Consider the following 22,410-nt stretch of genomic DNA (forward strand, 5'->3'; position numbering starts at 1 on the left):
ATGCCTAAAGGCGTACCCGACACTGTCCCCGACGACGGATTGACCACACGTCAGCGTCGTAACGCACCGGTGCTTGCCGTCCACACCGGACCGGGAAAGGGCAAGTCCACCGCAGCATTCGGGATGGCGCTGCGTGCCTGGAACCAGGGGTTCGACATCGGCGTCTTCCAGTTCGTGAAGAGCGCAAAGTGGAAAGTCGGCGAGGAAGCCGCCTTCCGCGCACTCGGAAACCTGCACGACGAGAGTGGCGTCGGCGGTCCGGTGCAGTGGCACAAGATGGGTGAGGGCTGGTCCTGGACTCGTAAAGCTGGCAGCGAAGAAGACCATGCGGCAGCAGCTGCGGAGGGATGGCAGGAGATCGCCCGTCGCCTCGCCGACGAAACGCACCGCTTCTACGTCCTCGACGAGTTCACCTATCCGCTCAAATGGGGCTGGGTCGACGTCGACGAGGTTGTGCAGACCCTGCGCGATCGACCGGGAAATCAGCATGTGGTGATCACCGGCCGTGACGCGCCGCAGGCGTTGATCGACGCAGCCGACCTGGTGACCGAGATGACCAAGATCAAGCACCCGATGGACGCCGGCCGAAAGGGCCAGCGAGGCATCGAATGGTGAGTTCGTCCACTCCCGCCGTTGTCATCGCGGCACCCGCATCGGGTAGCGGAAAGACCACGGTGGCAACGGGATTGATCGGTGCACTCCGGCGATCCGGCAGCAGTGTGGCACCGTTCAAGGTGGGTCCGGATTACATCGACCCCGGCTACCACGGACTTGCGGCGGGGAGGCCAGGTCGCAACCTCGACACGGTGCTCGTCGGCGAAGAACGCATAGCGCCGCTCTATCAGCACGGCACCGCCGAGTGCGATATCGCAGTGGTCGAAGGCGTCATGGGCCTGTTCGACGGCAAGATCGACGAAGCCAATGTGCAAGCATCGGCGGAAGGGTCGACGGCGCAGGTGGCCGCGGTTCTGGGTGCACCGGTTGTTCTGGTCATCGACGCTCGCGGCCACAGCCAGAGCCTGGCCGCCGTGTTGCACGGCTTTGCCACCTACGACGCTAGTGTGCGGATCGGCGGCGTCATCCTCAACCGCGTCGGCAGCGCCCGGCACGAGCAGGTTCTGCGCCACGCGTGCGACAAAGTGGGGATACCGGTACTCGGGGTTGTTCCGCGCCTGGCCGAATTGGAAGTGCCGTCGCGTCACCTGGGGTTGATTCCGGCTGCCGAGCACGGCACCGCGGCAGTCGCCGCGGTGGACGCGATGTCGGAGTTGATCGCAACTCACGTCGATCTCGGCGCGGTGCGCGCCTTGGCCGCATCGAATGTTGTTGCACCTGTGTGGGATCCAGTGCAGGACGTGGGGGAGCATCGCAGCTCGCGGCCCGTGGTGGCGATGGCTGGCGGGCCTGCCTTCACCTTCGGATACGCCGAACATCGTGAACTTCTCACTGCCGCAGGCGCGGACGTGCAGGTCTTCGATCCGCTGCGCGACGAATTGCCGTCCGGTACTGCCGCGTTGGTCCTTCCCGGCGGATTCCCGGAGGAGCATGCCGTTGACCTCGCGTCGAATACTGTTCTGCTGGCGCAGGTTCGAGAGCTGGCCGACGGCGGAGCACCGATCCACGCCGAGTGCGCGGGACTGCTCTACCTCGCCCGCAGCCTCGACGGTCATGCCATGGCCGGAGTTGTCGGCGTCGACGCCGTTTTCGGTAAACGACTCACACTCGGTTATCGGGAGGCGGTGGCGTTGACGGACTCGAGTCTCTTTGCGGCGGGTTCGCGTGTCGCCGGGCACGAATTTCACCGAACGTCTCTCGTCAGCGCCGACGCCGACGGGTGCGCAACCGCATGGGGTTGGCGACCATGGGACGGCGGCGCAGTGCGCGAGGGATTTGTCCGCGGTGGAGTTCACGCGTCGTATCTCCACACACATCCGGCGGGTCAGCCCGAGTCGATCGCCACCTTTGTCGAGGCCGCGCGTGGCTGAGGTCTATGTCGGACTCGGGTTCACTACAACTGCCTCTGCTGTCGAGATCGTCGACGCCGTGCGAGGGATAGTGCCGCAGGGCGCGACGCTCGTTGGTCTTGCCACCGCCGCGGTCAAAGCCTTCGCCCCGGCGCTGATCGACGCCGCGCAGATCCTGTCAGTCGATGTCGCGGCGTTCACGTCGGAAGAACTTGCAGCCGTGCACGTTCCGTCACCGTCAACGCGCGTAGAGCAGGCTGTCGGCACTGCGAGCGTTGCCGAGGCGGCAGCGATCCTGGCTACCGGTCACGGACAGTTGACAGTGGGTAAGACCTCGACCGGTGCGGTGACAGTAGCCGTGGCCAGTAAAGTTCCCCCAGCGAGCGCAGGTTTTCCAGCGCGCACAGCTTTTCCAGCGAGCACAAAGATCGACGATGAAATGGAGTGCGAGTGAGCGAGCCCACCGCAGACGAGACCAACTACCTGGTCGGACTCAACCTGACCGATCGACGCGTTGTCGTATTCGGCGGCGGGACGGTCGCTCAGCGCCGCCTCGGCCTGCTGGTCGCGTCGGGCGCAGCAGTTCACGTCATCAGCCGCGAGGTCACGCCGGCAGTCGAGGGCATGGCAACGGCAGGGCAGATCACACTCGAGCTGCGTCCGTACCAGGAGGGTGACCTCGAGGGTGCCTGGTACGCAATCGCGTCGACGGACGAACCGGAGACCAATGCGGCAATCGTCGCGGAGGCCGAGCGTCATCGAGTCTTCTGCGTGCGCGCCGACAACGCCAAGCACGGCACCGCCGTCACACCCGCAAGTGCCGAGTACGACGGTATGAGCATCGGCGTCCTGGCCGGCGGCGATCATCGTCGTTCGGCAGCCGTCCGTACCGCCGTGGTCGAAGGTCTGCAGTCCGGTGTCCTCGCGGATACGGCCGAACCGGCGGCGCCTGGCGTTGCACTGGTCGGCGGTGGGCCAGGTGACCCCGATCTGATCACGGTGCGTGGTCGACGGTTGCTGGCCCGCGCCGACGTTGTTGTTGCCGACCGCCTGGCGCCGCCGGAGTTGCTGGCTGAGCTCGGTCCCGACGTCGAGGTCATCGATGCCGCGAAGATTCCGTACGGCCGGGCCATGGCGCAGGAAGCCATCAACGCTGCGCTGATCGACAACGCGAAGGCCGGAAAGTTCGTCGTCCGGCTCAAGGGCGGCGACCCCTACGTCTTCGGTCGTGGCTACGAAGAACTCGAAGCGTGTGCCGCGGCCGGAGTTCCGGTGACCGTAGTGCCCGGAATCACGAGTGCCATTTCCGTACCGTCGGCAGCCGGCATTCCCGTCACGCATCGCGGTGTCACGCACGAGTTTGTCGTCGTGAGTGGGCACGTTGCTCCGGATCATCCGGATTCGCTGGTCGACTGGTCGGCTTTGGCGAAGCTGCGCGGCACGATCGTGCTGCTCATGGCCGTCGAACGTATTGATCAGTTCGCGGCTGCACTCATCGAGGGTGGGCGTGCCGCGAGCACTCCGGTCGCGGTGATCCAGGAGGGCACACTACGTACGCAGCGTGAGTTGCGGGCCGATCTGGCGACCGTTGCTCAGCGCGTCAAGGACGAAGAGATCAAGCCCCCGGCCATCATCGTGATCGGACCGGTGGCGGGCTTTTCCGTCAACGCTGGGTAACGTGAAGTCTTGTGTCTGATTCCCCAAAATCTGAAACCGCTCAATCCGCGGCCCCAGCGGTCAATGCGCCGGTAGCGACCCGAGTCATCGGACTCGCCATCATCGTCCTGAGCGGTTTGCAGATGATGGTGGTGCTCGACGGCACCGTCGCCAACCTTGCGCTTGCGCCGCTTCAGGCTGATCTCGGCCTCAGCGACAGCGGCCGAAATTGGGTGCTGACGTCGTATGCCCTGGCGTTCGGCGGGCTGATGTTGCTCGGTGGGCGACTCGGTGACGCGTACGGCCGCAAGAAAATGTTCATCGCGGGCGTCACGCTCTTCACCGTGGCGTCGTTGCTGTGTGGTCTTGCGTTGAACGAGGGCATGCTGATCGCGGCGCGGGCACTACAAGGTGTTGGCGCGGCCGTCGCATCGCCGACGGCTTTTGCTCTGGTTGCCACGACGTTTGCGGCCGGACCGGCGAGAAATCAGGCCATCGCGATTTTTGCCGCCATGACCGGTGTCGGGTCGATCGCGGGTCTGATCATCGGCGGCGCGTTGACCGAGGTGTCATGGCGACTGATCTTCCTCATCAATGTCCCCATCGGCATCGTGCTCGTGGGGATGGCATTCCGGGCACTTCGTGAAACAACGCAGACTCGGCTTGCTCTGGATGTGCCGGGCGCGATTCTCGCCACGCTCGGCTGCACCGGCATCGTCTTCGCATTGACCGAGGGGCCGGAAATGGGCTGGGGGAGCGTCGCCGTTATCGGTGCGTTGGTCGCCGGACTGATCGCTCTCGGAGCATTCCTCTTCGTCGAACGCACCGCCAAGAATCCGTTGCTCCCGTTCTCGTTGTTTGCCGATCGGAACCGCGTTGCGACCTTCCTGGCGATCTTCTTCGTCGGTGGCGCAATGTTCAGTATGACCGCGTTTGTTGCGCTCTTCGTGCAGGACATCATGGAGTACTCGCCGCTGCGCGCAGGTTTGGCGTTCATTCCGTTTGCCATCGGACTAGGTGCCGCAGCAACGGTCGCGTCGAAGTTGGCGGTGCGTGTCCAACCTCGTTGGCTTGTTCTGACCGGTGTGCTGATCATGATCGTCGGACTTCTCTACGGTTCCACCCTCGACTCCAGTTCCACCTACCTTGCCAATCTTTTTGTCCCCGTCATCGGCATCGGATTCGGTATCGGACTGGCGATGGTGCCGCTGCCACTGTGCGCGATCGCCGGTGTTCCCGAGACGGAGATCGGCCCGTTGACCGCCATTTCCCAGGTTGCCCAGACGCTTGGCGGCCCACTCGCGCTGTCGGTCATCGGCGCGATGGCAACGTCGAAAACTCTCTCGCTCGGCGGTATTTCGGGCAAGGCTGCCGACATGAATCCGGCCCAGCTGATTGCCCTCGGAGAGGGATACACCTTTGCACTTGTCGGCTGCGCGATCTGCGCGGTACTTGCCGGCATTGCGGCCGCGTGCATCAGATTCACTCCTGCTCAGGTAGCTCAGGCGCAGGCTGCGGAGAAGGCAGCTCAGGGAATTAGCTGATCAGCCCTGTTTTTGTGCGTCGCAACTGGATACGATCGTTGCAAGAGGGCCGAGATTCTCGAAGGATCGGAGTGCCGTGATGCGGATCGCGGATATCTTGCGCAACAAGGGCAACAGCATTGTCACCATCGACGCTCACACCACCGTCAACGCGTTGCTGTGCGATCTTGCCCGCCACAACATCGGCGCCATGGTCGTCCTCGACGGCGACGCTGTTGTCGGAATCATCTCCGAGCGCGATGTCGTGCGGCGGTTGCACGAGCGGGGTCCGGAATTGCTGGCCACCGAAGTGTCCGAGGTGATGACAGCGTTGATGTACACGTGCGTGCCTGCTGATTCCGTGGACAGCATTGCCGCGATCATGACCGATCGCCGAATCCGCCATCTGCCGGTCATCGAGGACGGCGAACTGCTCGGAATCGTCAGCATCGGTGACGTGGTCAAGAGCCGGATCGACGAGTTGCAGAGCGAGCGCGATCACCTCGAGTCGTACATCGACCAGGGCTGATCGATGGGCTGTCTCACGGTGGCTACTCTCGTGTGATGGCTGCAATCCAGGATTCCACGGCAGGCACGGACACCACCGTTGCCGGCCTCGAGAGCACGTTCGCTGACGAGTTGGGCGCTTTGACAGTTCCGTGGCAAGGTACTGCCGCACCTGACCCGCAGTTGCTCGTCGTGAACGAGCGGCTGGCTGCGTCGTTGCGGTTGGACGTAGAAGCGCTGCGAAGTGTGGACGGGGTTGGCGTCCTGTCCGGGTCGACGGTGCCGGTCGGGGCAAAACCGGTGGCGATGGCGTATGCGGGTCATCAGTTCGGTGGATACGCACCGATCCTCGGGGACGGTCGGGCGTTGCTACTCGGTGAACTGTTGACCAGTGACGGTCGGCGAGTGGATCTGCATCTCAAGGGCTCGGGGCGCACGCCGTTCTCTCGGGGCGGTGACGGATATGCGGTTGTCGGGCCGATGCTGCGCGAATATCTGGTCAGTGAGGCGATGTATGCCCTCGGTGTCCCCACTACACGCGCGCTGTCTGTCGTGGCGACGGGCCGGGACGTTCGCCGCAACGGCGCAGAACCCGGTGCCGTGCTTGCACGGATCGCGTCGAGTCACCTACGCGTTGGGACCTTCGAGTTCGCGGCCCGGCAGGGCGAGGTCTTGCAGTCGCTCGCCGATTACGCGATCGCCCGGCACTACCCGGAGCTGACCGAACTGCCGGCAACGGGTACACACAATCGCTACCTGAGGTTCCTCGAGGGGGTGGTCGAGGCGCAGGCGTCACTGGTGGCGCGGTGGATGCTCATCGGTTTTGTACACGGAGTGATGAACACCGACAACACGACAATTTCGGGGGAGACCATCGATTACGGTCCGTGCGCCTTCCTTGACGCGTTCGATCCGGCGGCAGTGTTCAGCTCGATCGACAGCAGCGGCCGCTACGCGTTCGGCAATCAGCCCGCCGTCTTGAAGTGGAATCTGGCGCGCTTCGCGGAAACACTGTTGCCGCTGATCGATTCCACACCCGACGATGCGATTACCGCGGCGTCGGCAGTTCTCGACACCTTCGACGAGCGTTACGAGGGCCACTACGCGGTCGGGATGGCGGCAAAGCTCGGTCTAGCCCACCCGATTGTCGATCGGGCGCTTGTCGACGATCTGCTGACATTGTTGGCGGAACACGGTGCTGATTGGACGGGCAGTTTCCGTGCTCTCGCGGACGAACTGCGCGGAAATTCCGCGCGCCTCGACGACCTCGTGCCACGGGATCACATCGCGCCCTGGTTGCAGCGGTGGCACGGCGCCCTGACGGAACAGGGACGCGCGGCGGTGGAGACCGCGAGCGCGATGGATCGCGTCAACCCGCTATATATTCCGCGAAATCATCAGCTCGATGCTGCTCTGTCTGCCGCGACCGACGGCGACCTCGTTCCCTTCGAGAAGCTGCTCGAGGTTGTCACGCATCCATTCGACCGACGCGACGAGTGGTCCGACTACACCGAGGCGGCTCCGCAGTCTTTCAGCGAAACGTTCCAAACCTTCTGTGGCACTTGATTTATGATCGAGCGCCGCCAGCACAAGGTGAAATTCGGGCCCGCCAGCACCTCACTGCCGGCGGGCCGCTTGATCACGCGCGTTCCACCGGGAGCCACAGCTCGCACGTGGCCGTACTGAAATCATCGGCGCGGTCGAGAACTGCGACGATCGACGGACCCGGCCGGAGTCGCCACGGGTTCGACGGAAACCAGTCCGTCGCGGTCGCTGCCCAGGTCGCCTGCAACGCAGCCGGATACTCGCCCTCGGTGCGGAACACCGCCCACCTACCGGCGGGAACCTCGATCGTGTCGAGATCGTCGGGCACCGGCGTCGTGTCGGTGACGGCGACGCCGTGCAGGTAGGTCAACTCGCTTCCCTCGGTGTAATCCGGGTCGACGTCGGCGCTCACTTGGAGCAGGCCGGCCGGTTCGGTGTTGCCCAGCGCTTTGAGGCGGGCGTGCTCTGCAGTCGGCAGAGAAGCGATGTGGGCTTGGATGTGGGGGTTGACGCCCTCGTGGATGAGGGGCACGCGCGTGGCGTGGCCGACGAGGCGGAGCGCCGGTCGATCGGTGATGCGGGTATCCATGGTGATGTTCCCTTCTACGGTCAGGCGGAACCTGAGCTGCGGTTGCGTTCGAAGGGGGCCGCCATCTCGCTTGACGTCGCCGGGGCTGACGCCGTGCACGGATCGGAAGGCTCGGCCGAAGGCTTCGGTCGACCCGTAGCCGTAGCGGACCGCGATGCTCAGCAGGTTCCCGTTTCCGAGAACGTCTGCCGCTGCGACCGACATGCGGCGACGCCGGATGTACTCCGACAGCGGCATGCCTGCCAGGGACGAGAACATCCGCCGGAGGTGGTATTCCGTCGTGCCGAGCTCAGTCGCCAATGAAGCCACATCGAGGTCGTCGTTCAGACGATCCTCGACGAGTTCGACCAGTCTGTTCAACTCCGCGATCATGGCGCCTCCTTCGACACCCACACTTCCGGGTCGTCCCGATCGGCACCCTACTATCGCGGTCCGATCGGATCGTCTTCGTACGCGCAGTCGTCCTCCGACATTCCGTCTTCAGAAGTGCTGTGCACAAACCGTCCAGCTGACTTTGCGGTGCAGGGTTGATCGGCTGGTGAAGTCATCAATCCGTCAGGATGATCAATTCGCGGTCCGATGCGATTTCCACGCGCAGGCCCGCCTTCGATGCGACTCGGGCAACTCCCTTGATGTCGCTGGGTTCGGCGCGCGAGACCACCAGGGCGCGCGCGAGCAGACCCTTGTGATGCTTGTTGAAGTGACTGACCACGGTGCGACTGCCGTCCGGCTTCTCGGTGAGGACCGTTGCGATCAAGGCGTCCGGAACAGGTCCGAGGTCTTGGTAGGTGCCGGATCGTAGATCGATGACAAGTCCGTCGGCTTCGGCGGCCAAGGCCTTCGGCAGCTCCGGCTTCCACAGCGAGCGCAGCGTCCCCATCCCCGGCAGCTTGGACCCGCCGGAGAGGCGGTAGGCGGGAATCAGATCGCCTGCCCGGACGGCGCCGAACAGGGCAGAACCGATAGCGATTCGATCGAGTGCCTTGGCCTTCTGAGCGCGCGTGAACGACTTCGCATCAAGGGCGTCGAACAGCACCCCGGTGTAGCGCTGGAGTGCCGGGCGGGTTGCCGAGACCCACAATTTCGCGTTGCGTTCCACCTCGTCCGCCTGGGTCGGTCCGAGCCCCAGCGCCTGGCACGAGGCCTCGACGTCCGCGGCCAGATCGACGAGCGTCTGCACCAGCAATTCGCGCGTTTCGGTCAACTGGGGCATCGACAGTTCAGCCAGATCGAGGGGCGCGTCCTTGCCGCCGTCGGACTTGGTTTCTGAGGGAGGCAGCAATACAAGCACCCCGATACCGTACCGACGCCCGCGGACGGTACAGCGCCGACTATCCTTGTACCTCGTGATTACCCGTCTGTCCCACCTGTTCCTGCGTACCCTGCGTGACGATCCCTCGGACGCCGAAGTTGCGAGCCACAAACTGCTGGTTCGGGCCGGCTACGTGCGCCGAATTGCTCCAGGCGTCTACTCGTGGTTGCCACTGGGATTGCGGGTGCTGCGCGAGGTAGAGCGCGTTGTCCGCGAAGAGATGAATGCCATGGGCGGCCAGGAAATCCTGCTCCCCGCCTTGCTGCCGCGTGAACCCTACGAGGCATCCAACCGGTGGACCGAATACGGCGCCGGACTGTTCCGCCTCAAGGACCGCAAGGGCAACGACTACATGCTCGGCCCGACCCACGAGGAGCTCTTTGCTCTGACGGTCAAGGGTGAGTACAACTCCTACAAGGATTTCCCGGTCACCCTGTACCAGGTGCAGACCAAGTACCGCGACGAAGAGCGTCCGCGCGCCGGCATTCTGCGTGGCCGCGAGTTCGTCATGAAGGACTCGTACTCCTTCGACCTCACCGACGAAGGTCTGACGGCGTCGTACCAAGCGCACCGCGACGCGTACGAGAAGATCTTCACGCGGTTGGGCGTCAAGTACGTCATCGTCTCGGCTACGTCGGGCGCGATGGGCGGCAGCGCATCCGAGGAGTTCCTCGCCGAGAGTGAGATCGGCGAAGACACCTACGTGCGCTGCCTCGAATCCGGTTACGCCGCAAATGTCGAGGCCGTCAAGACGGTTGTGCCCGAGGCTATTCCGTTCGACGGTCTGCCTGAGGCCAAGGTCTACGACACCGCGAACACCCCCACCATCGACACCCTGGTGGACTGGGCGAACGGTGCCGACCTCGGCCGCACGATCACCGCTGCCGACACCCTCAAGAACATCATGGTCAAGACCCGCCTGCCCGGCGGCGAATGGGAACTTCTCGGCATCGGCATCCCCGGCGACCGTGAGGTCGACGAAAAGCGCCTCGAAGCTTCGCTCGAGCCCGCCGAGTTCGTGATGATCACCGAGACCGACTTCAAGAACAACCCGTTCCTGGCTAAGGGCTACATCGGCCCGAAGGCACTGCAGGCCAACGGTGTTCGTTATCTCGTTGATCCGCGCGTCGTGGATGGCACCAGCTGGATCACCGGCGCCGACGAAGACGGCAAGCACGTTGTCGGCCTTGTTGCCGGGCGCGACTTCACACCCGACGGAACCATCGAAGCCGCCGAGGTTCGCGACGGCGACGCATCTCCCGACGGAGCCGGCACGCTGGTCTCGGCCCGCGGTATCGAAATCGGTCACGTCTTCCAGCTCGGCCGCAAGTACACCGATGTGTTCAACGTCGACGTCCTCGCCGAGAACGGCAAGCCGGTTCGCCCGACCATGGGTTCGTACGGCGTCGGCGTCTCGCGCCTCGTGGCCGTCATCGCCGAGCAGCACCACGACGAGAAGGGCCTGCGTTGGCCCGCCGAGGTCTCACCGGCCGATGTCTACCTCGTCATCGCGAACAAGGACGAGACCGCGCGCGAAGGCGCCGAAGGCCTCGCGGCGCAACTCGACCGTGCCGGACTCGAAGTGATTCTCGACGACCGCAAGGCGTCGCCTGGCGTGAAGTTCAAGGACTCCGAGCTGATCGGTGTTCCGCTGATCGTTGTCGTCGGCCGTGGTTGGGCCGACGGTAAGGTCGAAATCCGCGACCGCTTCACCGGCGAAAGCCGCGAAATCGACGCCGATTCGGCAATCGAGGAAATCATCGCCGCAGTTCGCGGCTGATCCGAGAAGATGTGCGGGCCGCCGCAGACACCGTTCGAGGTGTCTGCGGCGGCCCTTCTTTTCTGCCACAATCGTTCCTATGGAACGCGAACCGGATTGGGCAGAAGTCGACGGTTACCTTGTCTCCACGTTGGTAGGTGAAGATCCGGTCCTCGATGCGGCACTCGCCGCCAACACCGCGGCCGGCCTGCCGCCTATCGACGTAGCGCCGAACCAAGGCAAGTTGCTACATCTGTTTGCTCGAATGTGCTTGGCGCGCAACGTTCTCGAAATCGGAACCCTCGGCGGGTACAGCACCATCTGGTTGGCCCGCGCCGTCGGACCGTCGGGACGCGTCATCAGTCTCGAATTCGAGCCGGCACACGCCGAGGTGGCGCGCGCCAACATCGAACGCGCCGAACTCGCCGATCGGGTCGACATCCGCGTCGGCGCTGCCCTCGACAGCCTGCCGTTGATCGCGAAAGAAGAACTCGGTCCCTTCGACCTGGTGTTCATCGACGCGGACAAGGAAAACAACAGCGAATACGTCCGGTGGGCCCTTGCGCTGTCCCACCCGGGAACCGTCATCGTCGTCGACAACGTCGTGCGTGGGGGACACGTCTCGAATCCGGACATCGACGACGAGCGAGTCAAGGCCAGTCGTGCCGTCCTCGAGATGATCGCGGCCGAACCGCGACTCGACGGCACCGCGATCCAGACTGTCGGATCGAAAGGGTGGGACGGGTTCGCCGTTGCAGTAGTCAACGAGTGAGCGCACACTCGAAGCGGTGAGGATGCTGGGGGCAGCAAAGGCGGTATGGCAGTGGGTGCGGAGCGCACCCGGGACGTATATCTGGTTGTTGGCCCTGCTCTTCACCACACTGTTCCTGCGGCATCTTCCCGACAATGTCGAGGAACACTTTCTCGGTAAACGTTCCACCAATCTGCATCACCTCTCCGAAGACCCGATCCGCGTCCTGTTCTCGAGTGCCTTCTGGCTCGAAGGTGGTGGCTGGCTGGGGTATTTGGTTCTGTTCACTGTTTTTCATGCCACGGCAGAGCGCTGGCTCCGGACGTGGCGGTGGTTGTGCGTTGTCGTGATCGCGCACGTCGGCGCCACCTACATCAGTGAAGGTGTTCTCTACGAAGGCATTCGGCACGGATATGTCGCAGAGTCGGCGGTCAACACACTCGACGTCGGGGTCAGCTACGGATTGGCCGGTGTCGTCGGTGTTCTCGTGTACCGGATTTCGACGCCCTGGCGTTACGTCTACCTCGGCGCAGCAGTGATTTTCTATGCGGTGCCGTTGATCTTTGCTACGACATTTACTGCGGTCGGGCACATGTCGGCGTTACTTCTCGGAGTGGCGTGTTATCCGCTGACGCGGGCTCGGACGGGGGTGTGGAATCCGGCGGATCTATTGCCGTCGCGGAGGGCCGCGCCGGCTTCGTGAACTCTTCCCAACCTAAGTTACTCACTGGTAGGTTTACGGCATCGACGAAAGGTATGACGTGTCTGACACCGACGGATTGCTGTTCAACCCCCACACCGAAGATTTTGCCCGTTTTGATCCCGAGACTCGCAGGCTGCTGCTGGCAACAGTCGAATGGTTCGAAAGCCGTGGCAAGAATCAGCTCCTGCATGACGATCTCGAAGCTGTTTGGGTGTCGGACTTCCTCGACTTCGTCAAGAAGGAGAAGTTGTTCGCGACATTCCAGACTCCGGCGGCCTACGCCGACGGCGACGAGAACCGTCGCTGGGACGGTGCCCGCAATGCGGCACTGAGTGAGGTCTTCGGCTTTTACGGACTCGCGTACTGGTACGCGTGGCAGGTCACGATCCTCGGACTCGGACCGATCTGGATGAGTGACAACGACGCCGCAAAGAAGCGTGCAGCGCAGGAACTCACCGACGGCGGAGTCATGGCGTTCGGACTCTCCGAGCGCGACCATGGCGCCGACGTCTACTCCACCGACATGCTTCTCACTCCGGCCGACGGCGACGTTGCCTTCCGGGCCAGCGGTGAGAAGTACTACATCGGCAACGGCAACGTCGCCGGAATGGTGTCGGTATTCGGCCGTCGCACCGATGTCGACGGACCCGAGGGGTACGTGTTCTTCGTTGCGGACAGCGCGCACCCGAACTACCACCTCGTCGACAACGTCCTCCGTGGTCAGATGTACGTCAGCAACTTCCGTTTGGAGGACTACCCGGTCCGCGAGGAAGACATCCTGCACACCGGTGTCGCTGCGTTCGAGGCAGCGCTCAACACCGTGAACGTCGGAAAGTTCAACCTCTGCACCGGTTCGATCGGAATCAGCGAGCACGCGTTCTTCGAGGCAATCACCCACGCGCAGAACCGAATTCTGTACGGAAATCCCGTCACCGACTTCGCTCACGTCCGAGCGGCGTTTGTCGACGCGTACTCCCGGCTGGTTGCGATGAAGCAGTTCAGTGCGCGGGCTGTCGACTACTTCCGCAGTGCGAGTCTCGATGACCGTCGCTACCTTCTGTTCAACCCGATGACCAAGGCGAAGGTCACCTCAGAAGGTGAGCGCGTTGTCGGACTTCTGCACGACGTGATTGCTGCCAAGGGGTACGAGAAGTCCACGTACTTCCGTGAAGCCGCGCAGGTGATCGGCACACTGCCCAAGCTCGAAGGCACCGTTCACGTCAATGTCGGCTTGATCCTCAAGTTCTTGCCGAACTACCTCTTCAATCCGGCAGAGTTCCCGGAGATTGTCACGCGCGACGACGCTGCGGACGACGAGTTCTTCTGGAATCAGGGACCGACTCGCGGCGCCGCGAAAATTCAGTTCCACGAGTGGAAGCGGGTGTACGAGAAGCGCTCCGGTATCCCGAATGTCGCTCGTTTCTACGAGCAGGCGATCGCGTTGACCGAACTGCTGACGTCGGCGGCCCCGGACGCGGCGCAGCAAAAGGATCTCGATTTCATGCTCAACGTCGGGCACCTGTTCTCGCTCGTCGTGTACGGGCATCTGATCCTCGAGCAGGCCGACATCGCCGGACTCGACGCCGATGTCGTGGATCAGATCTTCGACTTCCAGATTCGCGATTTCTCCGGCTATGCGATTGCGCTGCACGGGAAACCGTCGTCGACACCGGAACAGCAAGCCTGGGCGCTCGCAGCTGTGCGCAAACCCGTCGTAGACAGTGAGCGCTTCGACCGCGTGTGGCAGCAGGTCAAGGCATACGACGGCGCGTACGAGATGCGCGCATGAGCGCGGTGGCAACCCGCGATCAGTTGATGGCGGTAGTCGAGGGATCTCCCAAAGCTGTCGGCGCACACGATCGTTCGGCGTGGGTGTCGCTGTTCAGCTCGGATGGTCAGGTCAACGATCCGGTTGGTTCGCGCCCACACAACGGGCGGGCGTCGATCGAGAAGTTCTACGACACATTCATCGCCCCGAATACCATCACGTTCCATGTCGAGCGCGACATAGTGTGTGGCCGAACAGTGTGGCGCGATCTCAGTCTCGCTACCGAAATGTCGACGGGCGTTGTCCTGAACGTGCCGATGCATCTGCGCTACGACCTGGTCGGCGAGCCGGATTCGTTGCAGATCGGAACCCTCTACGCCCATTGGGAATTGGCGACCATGTTGAGTCAGCTTGCCACCGCGGGCGCAGCAGGCGTCAAGGCTGCGGCCAAGCTCACGCCGCAGTTGCTGTCCAACCAGGGGATCGGGGGAGCGATTGGCTTCTCCAGCGGCATCCTCGGGGTCGGGTCCAAGGGAAAGCGGGCGGCAACACGATTCCTCGACGCCGCAAAGGTCGGCCGGATTCCGCCCATTCCGGTCGAGCTTCCGGCGGGCACGCACCTGTCTACCGCAGACGCCAACGATCTTCTGGCCGGCGTGAGCCGGGGCAAGGTCCTCGCTGCCGGCCGCACGGTCACGGCAAGCGTTGTCGTCTGCGGTGAACCGGGCATCGCGCTCTTCGGATTCGAGCCCTCGGGGCATCGGATCAACCGGGTGCGGTTCTTCACCGAGAGCTGACGTTATTGGCTCGGCGCATCGATACCGGCGCGCCGAGCCTGCGTCGTCCTTGTTTAGAGAGCGCCGAGATCGGCGGACAGCCAGGTGTGCGGATTCATGTGGATCGCGACTTGCTCACCCAGTTGAGAGCGGGCAAAGTCGAGATATCCGTCAACCTTGTCCGGGGTCAAATATCGCCGCGATACTTCGACCAGCATCTCATCGGTTCCTGGCACGATTTTGTCGACGGAACCTTCGACGCTCACATAGCGGATGGTCGGCTCGAGTCGTTGAGCCATGAGGGAGAAGTGCCCAGCAGACTCTATGAGCTGGGCCTTTTTCGATCCTTTTCCCGTGAGAATCCAGGGGCTGCCACCTGGTGAGTAGAGATACCAGATGGGGACTGTCAACGGACCGCGCTCGGAGTTGTTCGCCACCGACAGCGCTGCTACGTGCGGCTCGGCCAGAAACTGTTCACGCTCATTCTCGGAGAGTGCCATCACCTGAGACTACAGCGGTGTTCGACAGGCTGGCCAGCGTTGTGGCGCCCTCATTTCGGGACGAGTTGATCGGCCAGGATCCGGGCGGCTTCCTCGAAACGATCTGGATGTGAACCGCCGAAGTTCAGACGAATGTATGCGGCGGTTGGTTCCGCCGGAAACCACTCGGCCCCAGGGGAAATCGAGAGGCCGTGCGTGAGGCACCTGGTTGCAAACGTTTCGGAATCGAAACCCTCAGGCAGCCGAAGCCATAAGTTGAGACCACCGGCGGGTTTGTGGGTGAGCGTGAGTTCCGGTGCATGAGTATCCAATTCGCGGATCAGATGGTCACGCCGTTCGCGCAGTAGTTCGCGAACGTTTCGCCGATGAGTAACCCACGAAGGTTGGGTGAGGACGTCGACCGCCGCAGCTTGGAGAATCCCGGAAACGTACAGGTCATCGATGGTGCGATCGGTTTCGATTCGTCGTCGCGCCGGACCGCGTGCAACAACGGCCGCGACCCGCAGTGCCGGCGACGTGCTCTTGGTGAGCGACCGGACGTAGATCACGTGGCCGTCGGGGTCGTTCGCAGCCAGGGGAGTGACGTCCATGTCTATTCCGAAATCGTGCGCCCAGTCGTCTTCGATCACGAATACACCGTGATCGCGCACGACCTTCATGATCGATTGCCTCTCAGCGTCCGACCAGAGTGCTCCGGTTGGGTTGGCAAAATGTGGTTGCGCATAGAACAAGCGCGCCCCGGAGAGTTCGAACGCGGTGGCAAGATCATCCGGATCCGGCGCGTGCGTCCCGCGGGCGACGGGCACAACGGTCAGCCCGGCCTGTTTGGCTGCTGCGATGGCACCCCAGTACGTGGGCGACTCCATCACGATGGCATCGCCGGGACCTGCAAGCGCGCGGAACGTCGAAGACAGTGCACTCTGCCCTCCGGGTGTGATCAGGACGTCGGAATCGCGCACCGTGGTAGCGCCGCCTGTGGTGAGCTCGTGGGCGAACCACTCGCGGAGTTCTCCAAGCCCTGCGGTGTGCGGTCGACGTGCCGCAAGTGAGCTCCGCGCAGCCCTCGAAAGTGCTCCGCGGATCTGACGAAGGGGAAGCAACTCGTCCGTTGGGTAGCCGCTGTGCAGCGAGATCGTGTCTGCCGTAACCGTGAGCATGCTTGATCCGATGGGATTGGCGTCGACCCGGCTCGGCCCGAGACTGGTTGTCTGCCAAGAATAGTCGGATATCTGAGGCGCTCGCGTGCGGGCGACGAAATTTCCCGAACCTGGGCGGGTTTCAACCAGGCCTTCACCCACGAGTTGGCGGATTGCGTGCTGCACAGTGACAGGCCCCACGCCGTGCGTTGCGGCCAGCGCCCGAGTGGAGGGGAGTTGCATTCCGGCGGTAGACGACGTGATCAGCGTGCGTAAGCCGTCGACTACCCGTCGGCTACTGCTATCGTGGGACATGAATGACAATAGTAGCGCTATCGCGAACGAATCGGCACCGCTATCGGGTCTGTGGTGGGGGCTCCTGGGAGTTCTGGCGTTTTCGTTCACGGTTCCACTGACCAGAATCGCAGTCGCTGACCTTGATCCGTTGTTCATCGGCGCCGGCCGGGCTGTAGTGGCGGGAGGGTTGGCGACGATTGCGCTGCTGGCTTCGCGCGCCGCCATTCCCAGCCTTCGGCAATGGGCACGGATTGCCCTTGTCTCCATCGGAGTTGTTCTCGGGTTCCCTCTACTCACCACGTTTGCAGTGCAAACATCACCGGCCAGTCATGCCGCCGTCGTGATCGGGCTATTGCCTGCCGCGACGGCCGTACTGGCCGTACTTCGGGGGAAAGAACGGCCGAGTCAGGCATTTTGGTGGGCGAGTGCGGCCGGCGCGATATCGGTGGCAGTGTTCGTCGCATGTGCAGGCGGCGGACTCGGTTCGTTCCACCTCACGGATCTTCTGCTGGTCGGGGCAGTGATCTGCGCTGCACTCGGGTACTCCGAAGGAGCGTTGCTGGCCCGCGAAATCGGATCATGGCAGACAATCGCCTGGGCGTTGATTCTTGCACTGCCCGTTACGGCCACCATGACCGTTGTGTCGGTGGTGAATACGCCCGTCCACGCCGACGCCAATTCATGGCTCGCGTTTGCCTACCTCGGTGCCATCAGCATGTTTCTCGGTTTCTTCCCCTGGTACCGAGGCCTGGCGATGGGGCCGATCTCCACAGTCAGTCAGACGCAGCTGGTTCAACCGGTTCTCAGCATCGCGTGGTCGGCCTTGATCCTGGGCGAGGAATTGTCGCTGTCCATCGTCGCGGGCGGCATCGTGGTGATCGGCTGCGCGTGGCTTGCGCTCAAGGCGCGCGTAGCGGCGCCGGGCACCGCGAGGGTGCGCGACGCCGCTACGGCGTCCGGTGTGCGTGGCTCAGAAGAGCGGGCCGCCACCGAATGCAGCACGATGTGACGCCGGCTGCTTGCCGTTGGCGTCGGTGATTCCGTAGTCGAGTGCAGTTTCCGCGGTGATCAGCGTGTGCCCGCTGCGGGAGTTGACGTCGGGATCGTTGGCCAGTGCCGTGATGACCTGCCCGACGAACTCCGGGGTTTCCGCCTCGGCGAGGGAGAAGCCCTCGAAGCTCTCCATTCCGCTGGCTTCCATTCGCTCGTTGCGAATCAAACCGAGCCAGAAGGACAGTGCGGTGACTCCGGTACCTTTCAACTCGACGGCCATGTCCGCGGCCATCTTGTCGAGGCCGGTCTTCGACATCCCGTACAGCACCGAGTGCAGGTATCCGCGGCTGCCGAACGACGAGATATGGCCGATGACACCGCTTCCGCGCGGAACCATCAACTTGGCGGCTTCTACGGACGCGACATAATGTGCGCGCAAACCGATCCCGATCAGGGAGTCCCAGTCGGCGACGGGGCGCTTCCAGAACGGATCCGTGAAACCTGCGTAGCCGGCAGGGTTGGCCCACACGTTGTTGACGAGGAGATCGAGACGCCCGGACTGCTCGTCGGCAATGCGGGCAAAGAGATCAACGATTTGCTGATCATCGCTGTGATCACACTGCACGGCGATTCCCCGGCCACCACGCTCGGTGATCTCCGCAGCTGCAGCGTCGAGTGGGCTGTTGGTGCCGACTTCACCGCGCGCGGTCACGTACACGGTCCAGCCGTCGCTACCGAGTGCCAACGCGATTCCCTTGCCGACACTGCGACTCGCGCCGGTTACCAGCGCGACTTTTGATCCAGTCATTCTTGGCTCCCCACTGATCCCTCGGCGAGGACGGTCTCGGCTGACAGGGGAGTGGTCATCGACCACGTCTCCGTGAAGTGGCAGCGACTCATCTTCCAGGCTCCGTCCTCGATCACATACGCGTCGTCGTATTCGCCCGTCATCAATTTCTGAGTCCGAGCGACGGTGTCGATCTGGCGGAACTGCAGCGTCCATCGACCGAGTGCGGAAGTCTCCGAAGTTATTTCGATATCGGGGTGAAGTCCGTGGTGCATGTCGAGGACCGCGTAGTGGCCGTCGACTTTGCGCAGGGCGACTGCGGTGAAGATGTCGGCCATCGGGCCCGCGTCGTCGAACGCCCCCAGCTGGCCGTAGTCGATGGACGCGCCGCTCTTGATGAAACTGTTGCGGAACGCGACCGGGTCCTTGGCATCACAGGCGCGCCAGTAGTTGTACTTGAGCTTTTTGATCTCTTCGATCTGCTCGAGGGCGTCGATGCGTTGTGCAAGATCCAACGTCGGTCCTTTTCGTCCGGTTTTACGTGATGTGTCGAACCCGACTCTATGGTGCGTTCGATCACACATGTGACGTAAATCCCAGTGGCCGGTCAGGTGTCCGAGTCGGATGCAGGCGCGGAGCCGGTGGCGGAGAGTGTTGTTGCGGCCGATTCGCCGAAGACGCTGACGCACAGTTCCCCTAACGCGGGATCCTCGTCGATGTGGTCCGGCGCTTTCATCGCGAGCAGATTGTTGATGAGCATGCCGTTGGCGATGAACATCCGGGCCTGCTCGGGGGTGCAACCGGTTCGATCACGCACCAGGCTGTAGATCTTCGACATCGCGAACCGTGAGACGGTGGCGATGTCGTCTGTGCCGGTGGCGAACCCGTGCAGCATGACGAGCAGTAGGTCGCGGTCCAGGATCAGCTCGCCGTAGGCGGAACCGAGTTCGGCCCAGAACTCCGGATCGTCAGGCTCGATATCAAGTGTGTTCAGCTTTTCGGTGAAGGTTCGGACGATCTCGTCGAGTGCTCGCGCGAACACGGCGCGGAACAGTTCTGCTTTCGTTCCGAACATGCGCACGATGTACGGCTGCGAGACGCCGGCTTCCTTCGCGACCGCATCGGTGCTGGTGCCGGAATATCCGCCGCGGGCGAAGGCCCTGGTGGCTGCTGCAAGGACAAGTGCCCGGCGCTGGGGCGCGCTCATCCTTCGTCTGGGTGGGGCGGAATCTTCGCTCGGCATATTGACAGGTTATCAATTGATAACTTAGCGTCGAATAAGTAATCAACTGATACCTAAGCGAAGGCGTGCAATGACTGTTTTGGCGAATGCCGGTGCCGCACCCGGTTCGGAAGGGACCCGCAGGCGATCAGTACCGGTTGCGATTGCGATCGTCGCGGCGTCCCTGCCGATGTTCATGGCAACCCTCGACAATCTCGTGATGACCAGCGCATTGCCGGTGATCGAGAAAGATCTGAATGCGTCCGTGAGCCAGTTGCAGTGGTTCATGAATGCGTACACGCTTGCGTTTGCGACGCTGATGTTGTCGGCGACGACGCTCGGCGATCGCTGGGGTAGGCGACGCATGTTCGTCGGCGGGATCGGACTGTTCACCGCGGCGTCAATTGCCTCCGCGCTCTCGACATCGGCAGGACTGTTGATCGCGGCACGCGCCGTTCAAGGCGTCGGCGCTGCTGCCATCATGCCGCTCTCGCTGACACTGCTCGTGGCTGCGGTTCCGGAAGCCAAGCGCGCCATGGCAATCGGCATCTGGGGTGGAGTATCGGGGCTCGGTATCGCGATGGGTCCGGTGGTGGGCGGCGCTGTGGTCGACGGTTTTTCGTGGCAAGGGATCTTCTGGATCAACGTGCCGGTAGCAATCGTCGCAGTTCCGCTCGCAATGTATGCACTGCGCGAATCGACCGGGCGGAAGCAGCCTTTGGACGTCGCCGGGGTCGCGCTGGCCGGACTTGGTGTGTTCCTCGCTGTCTGGGGCATCGTTCACGGCAACGACGACGGTTGGGGTTCCTTCGGTGTTGTCGCATCGCTGGTGGGTGCCGTAGTTGCCTTGGGGCTGTTCATCGTTCGCGAACGAACCACGTCGCACCCCGTGATGCCGTTGCGTCTGTTCCGATCCAGAAGCTTCTCGATGGCAAACGTGATCGGACTGACCTTCTCGGTCGGCATCTTCGGTGCGGTGTTCCTGCTCTCGCAGTACCTCCAGATCGCGATGGGGTTCACACCGTTCGAAGCCGGGTTGCGGACGCTTCCGTGGACGGCGGCGCCGATGGTTTTTGCGCCGCTCGCGGGCTTCCTCGCCCCGAAAGTGGGACTGCGGCCGCTGCTTCTCACCGGTCTCGGTCTGCAAGCCGGCGCGTTGTTCTGGTTGGCTGCTCGCATCGGTCCCGACGCCACGTACGCGTCACTCGTCCCCGCACTTCTCATGGCTGGAATCGGCATGGGGCTGACCTTCGCGCCCAATGCCACCGCGGTACTCGTCGACATGGACGCGCCGGATCACGGCACGGCCAGTTCGACCAACGCAACACTTCGCGAGATCGGCGTCGCATTGGGAATCGCAGTCCTGACAGCGGTGTTCCTGGCCGCAGGTGGAGCGTTGACGCCGCTGGGATACAGCGAAGCACTGACGCCCGCCCTGCGAGTCGGCGGATGTTTTGTACTGGTCGCGGTAGTGGCGGCGTGGTTTGTGCCGACTCGGAAGTGAGTTTTGCTGTGCGCCTTTATCAACCGCGGGCGGTTAATAAAGGCGCACAGCACTATTCGCCGGGAAACGCCGATGTTGCGGGAGTTGTCCCGAGTGCGAGATTCCAGCCGGCCCCGCGGATCGAGGCGTCTGTGAGCGCCTCGACTCCGAAAGTGCGGAGATCGTCGGAATCGGCCTGTTCGATCAACGCGCGATACGCAGTTGCGGTGTCGGCTTCGATCTGTGCCGCCAGCTGTGCCGCCGTGATGGCGTCGGTGACCGGGAAGGGGATGTCGTAGCCGGCGGCGGCAATCGGGGGAGTGAGGCCCGCGTCGACGGCAATGACGGACAAAGCGTCGCGGCGCGCCCGGTGGGTCGCCATGTGGGTGGCAACCTCGTTGGCCCGAGCCGGGTTGGAGAACGCTGCCACGACGCCGTAAGCGAAGATTGCGGCGTTCTCGGATTCGATGGCGTCGAGCACGGCTGAATCACTGGTTGTCGACGTGCGCAGAATGCTCATGGCAGCAGTACCGCCGCCTGGGTGGCGCACGCCGCGCTGATCGAACCGAGCAGTCCGGCGCGATAGCCGGATGTCGTCCGGGCGAGATCGGCAGCGCTGCGAGCGGACTCCGCTAATGACGCGCGCACAGCGTCGATCCCCGCGGGCGCTGCGGGCGCGGTCGACGACGCTGACGGCGTTGACATGGTGCCGGCACCCCCGCCTGCCGCTCGCGCGATCTCGGCGTCGAGGGCATCGGCATGAGCGGTGCGCTCCGCGCTGATCGTCGTGAGCGCGGCAACACGTTCCGGTGCCAGCGCGATCGAATTGCTTGCAGCGGCGGCGTCTGCTCGTGCGCGATCGGCCTGCGAGGTCAGCTGGTCGACTTCTACGGCGGCCTGGGCGGAGCCGTTGTCAGTACACGCTGTGGCCGCGAAGGCGATGGCGCCGATCGATGCCGCACCTGCGATCTTCAGCGCACTCCGGCGGGAGTGGGAGGTGGTGGATAGGGGCGTCAGCACTCGTCCATGGTGCCAGGTACCGCGCGATTCGTTCGAATCAGGCAAACGTGTTCACGTGTGATGTGTAACGGTCGGTCTGGTCGCAGGCATCTCGAAGGGGCGGTACTCTTGGATGCTTG

The 22,410-nt window shown here is 63.3% G+C and carries 23 protein-coding genes; 14 read left to right on the top strand and 9 right to left on the bottom strand.

All coding sequences use genetic code 11. The annotated features are described in order from the left end of the window. The 7 genes from cobO to FEZ60_RS00220 all read left to right on the top strand — a co-directional run bounded on the left by cobO (position 1) and on the right by FEZ60_RS00220 (position 7,216). A complete protein-coding gene (gene cobO / locus FEZ60_RS00190; RefSeq protein ID WP_033234930.1) occupies positions 1-615 on the top strand; it encodes a cob(I)yrinic acid a,c-diamide adenosyltransferase in 615 nt (204 codons plus the stop codon). Further along, complete coding sequence (locus FEZ60_RS00195; protein ID WP_172935298.1) at positions 609-1,985, top strand: cobyrinate a,c-diamide synthase; 1,377 nt, start codon at positions 609-611, stop codon at positions 1,983-1,985. The genes cobO and FEZ60_RS00195 overlap by 7 nt, the downstream gene beginning before the upstream one ends. Further along, positions 1,978-2,418: a cobalamin biosynthesis protein gene (locus tag FEZ60_RS00200; RefSeq protein WP_084702745.1), complete on the top strand. Its 441-nt coding sequence runs from the start codon at positions 1,978-1,980 to the stop codon at positions 2,416-2,418. The genes FEZ60_RS00195 and FEZ60_RS00200 overlap by 8 nt, the downstream gene beginning before the upstream one ends. Next, positions 2,415-3,641, top strand: a complete 1,227-nt coding sequence (gene cobA / locus FEZ60_RS00205) for a uroporphyrinogen-III C-methyltransferase (RefSeq protein ID WP_172935299.1) — start codon at positions 2,415-2,417, stop codon at positions 3,639-3,641. The genes FEZ60_RS00200 and cobA overlap by 4 nt, the downstream gene beginning before the upstream one ends. A gap of 11 nt (positions 3,642-3,652) precedes the next feature. Next, entirely contained in the window at positions 3,653-5,164 is a 1,512-nt protein-coding gene (locus tag FEZ60_RS00210) for an MFS transporter (protein ID WP_095886014.1), read from the top strand. Between the two features lie 79 nt (positions 5,165-5,243). Beyond that, positions 5,244-5,672, top strand: a complete 429-nt coding sequence (locus FEZ60_RS00215; RefSeq protein ID WP_033234926.1) for a CBS domain-containing protein — start codon at positions 5,244-5,246, stop codon at positions 5,670-5,672. Positions 5,673-5,707: 35 nt separating this feature from the next. Next, positions 5,708-7,216: a protein adenylyltransferase SelO gene (locus tag FEZ60_RS00220; protein WP_172935300.1), complete on the top strand. Its 1,509-nt coding sequence runs from the start codon at positions 5,708-5,710 to the stop codon at positions 7,214-7,216. 73 nt (positions 7,217-7,289) lie between these two features. On the opposite strand, the gene FEZ60_RS00225 is transcribed toward FEZ60_RS00220, so the two are convergent. Together FEZ60_RS00225 and yaaA are read right to left on the bottom strand one after the other, a co-directional pair. After that, the gene (locus FEZ60_RS00225) at positions 7,290-8,156 is read right to left on the bottom strand and encodes an AraC family transcriptional regulator (protein ID WP_172935301.1); all 867 of its coding nucleotides are present in this window, start codon (positions 8,154-8,156) and stop codon (positions 7,290-7,292) included. Between the two features lie 175 nt (positions 8,157-8,331). After that, positions 8,332-9,075, bottom strand: coding sequence for a peroxide stress protein YaaA (gene yaaA / locus FEZ60_RS00230; RefSeq protein ID WP_151531134.1), 744 nt, complete (start codon positions 9,073-9,075; stop codon positions 8,332-8,334). A gap of 55 nt (positions 9,076-9,130) precedes the next feature. Here yaaA and FEZ60_RS00235 point away from each other — a divergent pair, with 55 nt between their 5' ends. The 5 genes from FEZ60_RS00235 to FEZ60_RS00255 all read left to right on the top strand — a co-directional run bounded on the left by FEZ60_RS00235 (position 9,131) and on the right by FEZ60_RS00255 (position 14,874). Beyond that, a complete protein-coding gene (locus FEZ60_RS00235) occupies positions 9,131-10,876 on the top strand; it encodes a proline--tRNA ligase (RefSeq protein WP_033234923.1) in 1,746 nt (581 codons plus the stop codon). A 79-nt stretch (positions 10,877-10,955) separates the two neighbouring features. Beyond that, complete coding sequence (locus FEZ60_RS00240; RefSeq protein ID WP_033234922.1) at positions 10,956-11,627, top strand: O-methyltransferase; 672 nt, start codon at positions 10,956-10,958, stop codon at positions 11,625-11,627. A 22-nt stretch (positions 11,628-11,649) separates the two neighbouring features. After that, the gene (locus FEZ60_RS00245) at positions 11,650-12,309 is read left to right on the top strand and encodes a rhomboid-like protein (protein ID WP_172935600.1); all 660 of its coding nucleotides are present in this window, start codon (positions 11,650-11,652) and stop codon (positions 12,307-12,309) included. 58 nt (positions 12,310-12,367) lie between these two features. Further along, a complete protein-coding gene (locus FEZ60_RS00250) occupies positions 12,368-14,098 on the top strand; it encodes an acyl-CoA dehydrogenase family protein (protein WP_172935302.1) in 1,731 nt (576 codons plus the stop codon). Beyond that, on the top strand, positions 14,095-14,874 hold the full coding sequence (locus FEZ60_RS00255) for a ketosteroid isomerase family protein (RefSeq protein WP_172935303.1): 780 nt from the start codon (positions 14,095-14,097) through the stop codon (positions 14,872-14,874). The genes FEZ60_RS00250 and FEZ60_RS00255 overlap by 4 nt, the downstream gene beginning before the upstream one ends. Before the next feature lie 53 nt (positions 14,875-14,927). Here the strand turns inward: FEZ60_RS00255 and FEZ60_RS00260 are convergent, their stop codons facing one another. Further along, the gene (locus tag FEZ60_RS00260; RefSeq protein WP_095886019.1) at positions 14,928-15,353 is read right to left on the bottom strand and encodes a pyridoxamine 5'-phosphate oxidase family protein; all 426 of its coding nucleotides are present in this window, start codon (positions 15,351-15,353) and stop codon (positions 14,928-14,930) included. A gap of 50 nt (positions 15,354-15,403) precedes the next feature. Beyond that, positions 15,404-16,804 carry a PLP-dependent aminotransferase family protein gene (locus FEZ60_RS00265; RefSeq protein ID WP_172935304.1) on the bottom strand — a complete coding sequence of 467 codons (1,401 nt, stop codon included), beginning with the start codon at positions 16,802-16,804 and terminating at the stop codon, positions 15,404-15,406. Here FEZ60_RS00265 and FEZ60_RS00270 point away from each other — a divergent pair. Next, complete coding sequence (locus FEZ60_RS00270) at positions 16,803-17,795, top strand: DMT family transporter (protein ID WP_172935305.1); 993 nt, start codon at positions 16,803-16,805, stop codon at positions 17,793-17,795. The genes FEZ60_RS00265 and FEZ60_RS00270 overlap by 2 nt on opposite strands. Here FEZ60_RS00270 and FEZ60_RS00275 read toward each other — a convergent pair. From FEZ60_RS00275 to FEZ60_RS00285, 3 genes are all read right to left on the bottom strand, one after another. Next, positions 17,757-18,587 carry an SDR family NAD(P)-dependent oxidoreductase gene (locus tag FEZ60_RS00275; protein WP_045067289.1) on the bottom strand — a complete coding sequence of 277 codons (831 nt, stop codon included), beginning with the start codon at positions 18,585-18,587 and terminating at the stop codon, positions 17,757-17,759. The genes FEZ60_RS00270 and FEZ60_RS00275 overlap by 39 nt on opposite strands. After that, on the bottom strand, positions 18,584-19,081 hold the full coding sequence (locus FEZ60_RS00280) for a nuclear transport factor 2 family protein (RefSeq protein WP_033235020.1): 498 nt from the start codon (positions 19,079-19,081) through the stop codon (positions 18,584-18,586). Before FEZ60_RS00280 ends, FEZ60_RS00275 begins: the two co-directional genes overlap by 4 nt. Positions 19,082-19,173: 92 nt before the next feature. Further along, positions 19,174-19,773, bottom strand: a complete 600-nt coding sequence (locus tag FEZ60_RS00285; RefSeq protein WP_172935306.1) for a TetR/AcrR family transcriptional regulator — start codon at positions 19,771-19,773, stop codon at positions 19,174-19,176. Positions 19,774-19,879: 106 nt separating this feature from the next. Here FEZ60_RS00285 and FEZ60_RS00290 point away from each other — a divergent pair, with 106 nt between their 5' ends. After that, a complete protein-coding gene (locus FEZ60_RS00290; RefSeq protein ID WP_172935307.1) occupies positions 19,880-21,292 on the top strand; it encodes a DHA2 family efflux MFS transporter permease subunit in 1,413 nt (470 codons plus the stop codon). A gap of 52 nt (positions 21,293-21,344) precedes the next feature. Here FEZ60_RS00290 and FEZ60_RS00295 read toward each other — a convergent pair whose 3' ends face one another. Next, positions 21,345-21,791 carry a ferritin-like domain-containing protein gene (locus tag FEZ60_RS00295; protein WP_095887792.1) on the bottom strand — a complete coding sequence of 149 codons (447 nt, stop codon included), beginning with the start codon at positions 21,789-21,791 and terminating at the stop codon, positions 21,345-21,347. Next, on the bottom strand, positions 21,788-22,291 hold the full coding sequence (locus FEZ60_RS00300) for a hypothetical protein (RefSeq protein WP_287162376.1): 504 nt from the start codon (positions 22,289-22,291) through the stop codon (positions 21,788-21,790). Before FEZ60_RS00300 ends, FEZ60_RS00295 begins: the two co-directional genes overlap by 4 nt. Between the last annotated feature and the right edge of the window lie 119 nt (positions 22,292-22,410).

The organism is Rhodococcus sp. MS16 (genome assembly GCF_013277795.1).
GTDB classification, from domain to species: Bacteria; Actinomycetota; Actinomycetes; order Mycobacteriales; family Mycobacteriaceae; genus Rhodococcus_F; species Rhodococcus_F globerula.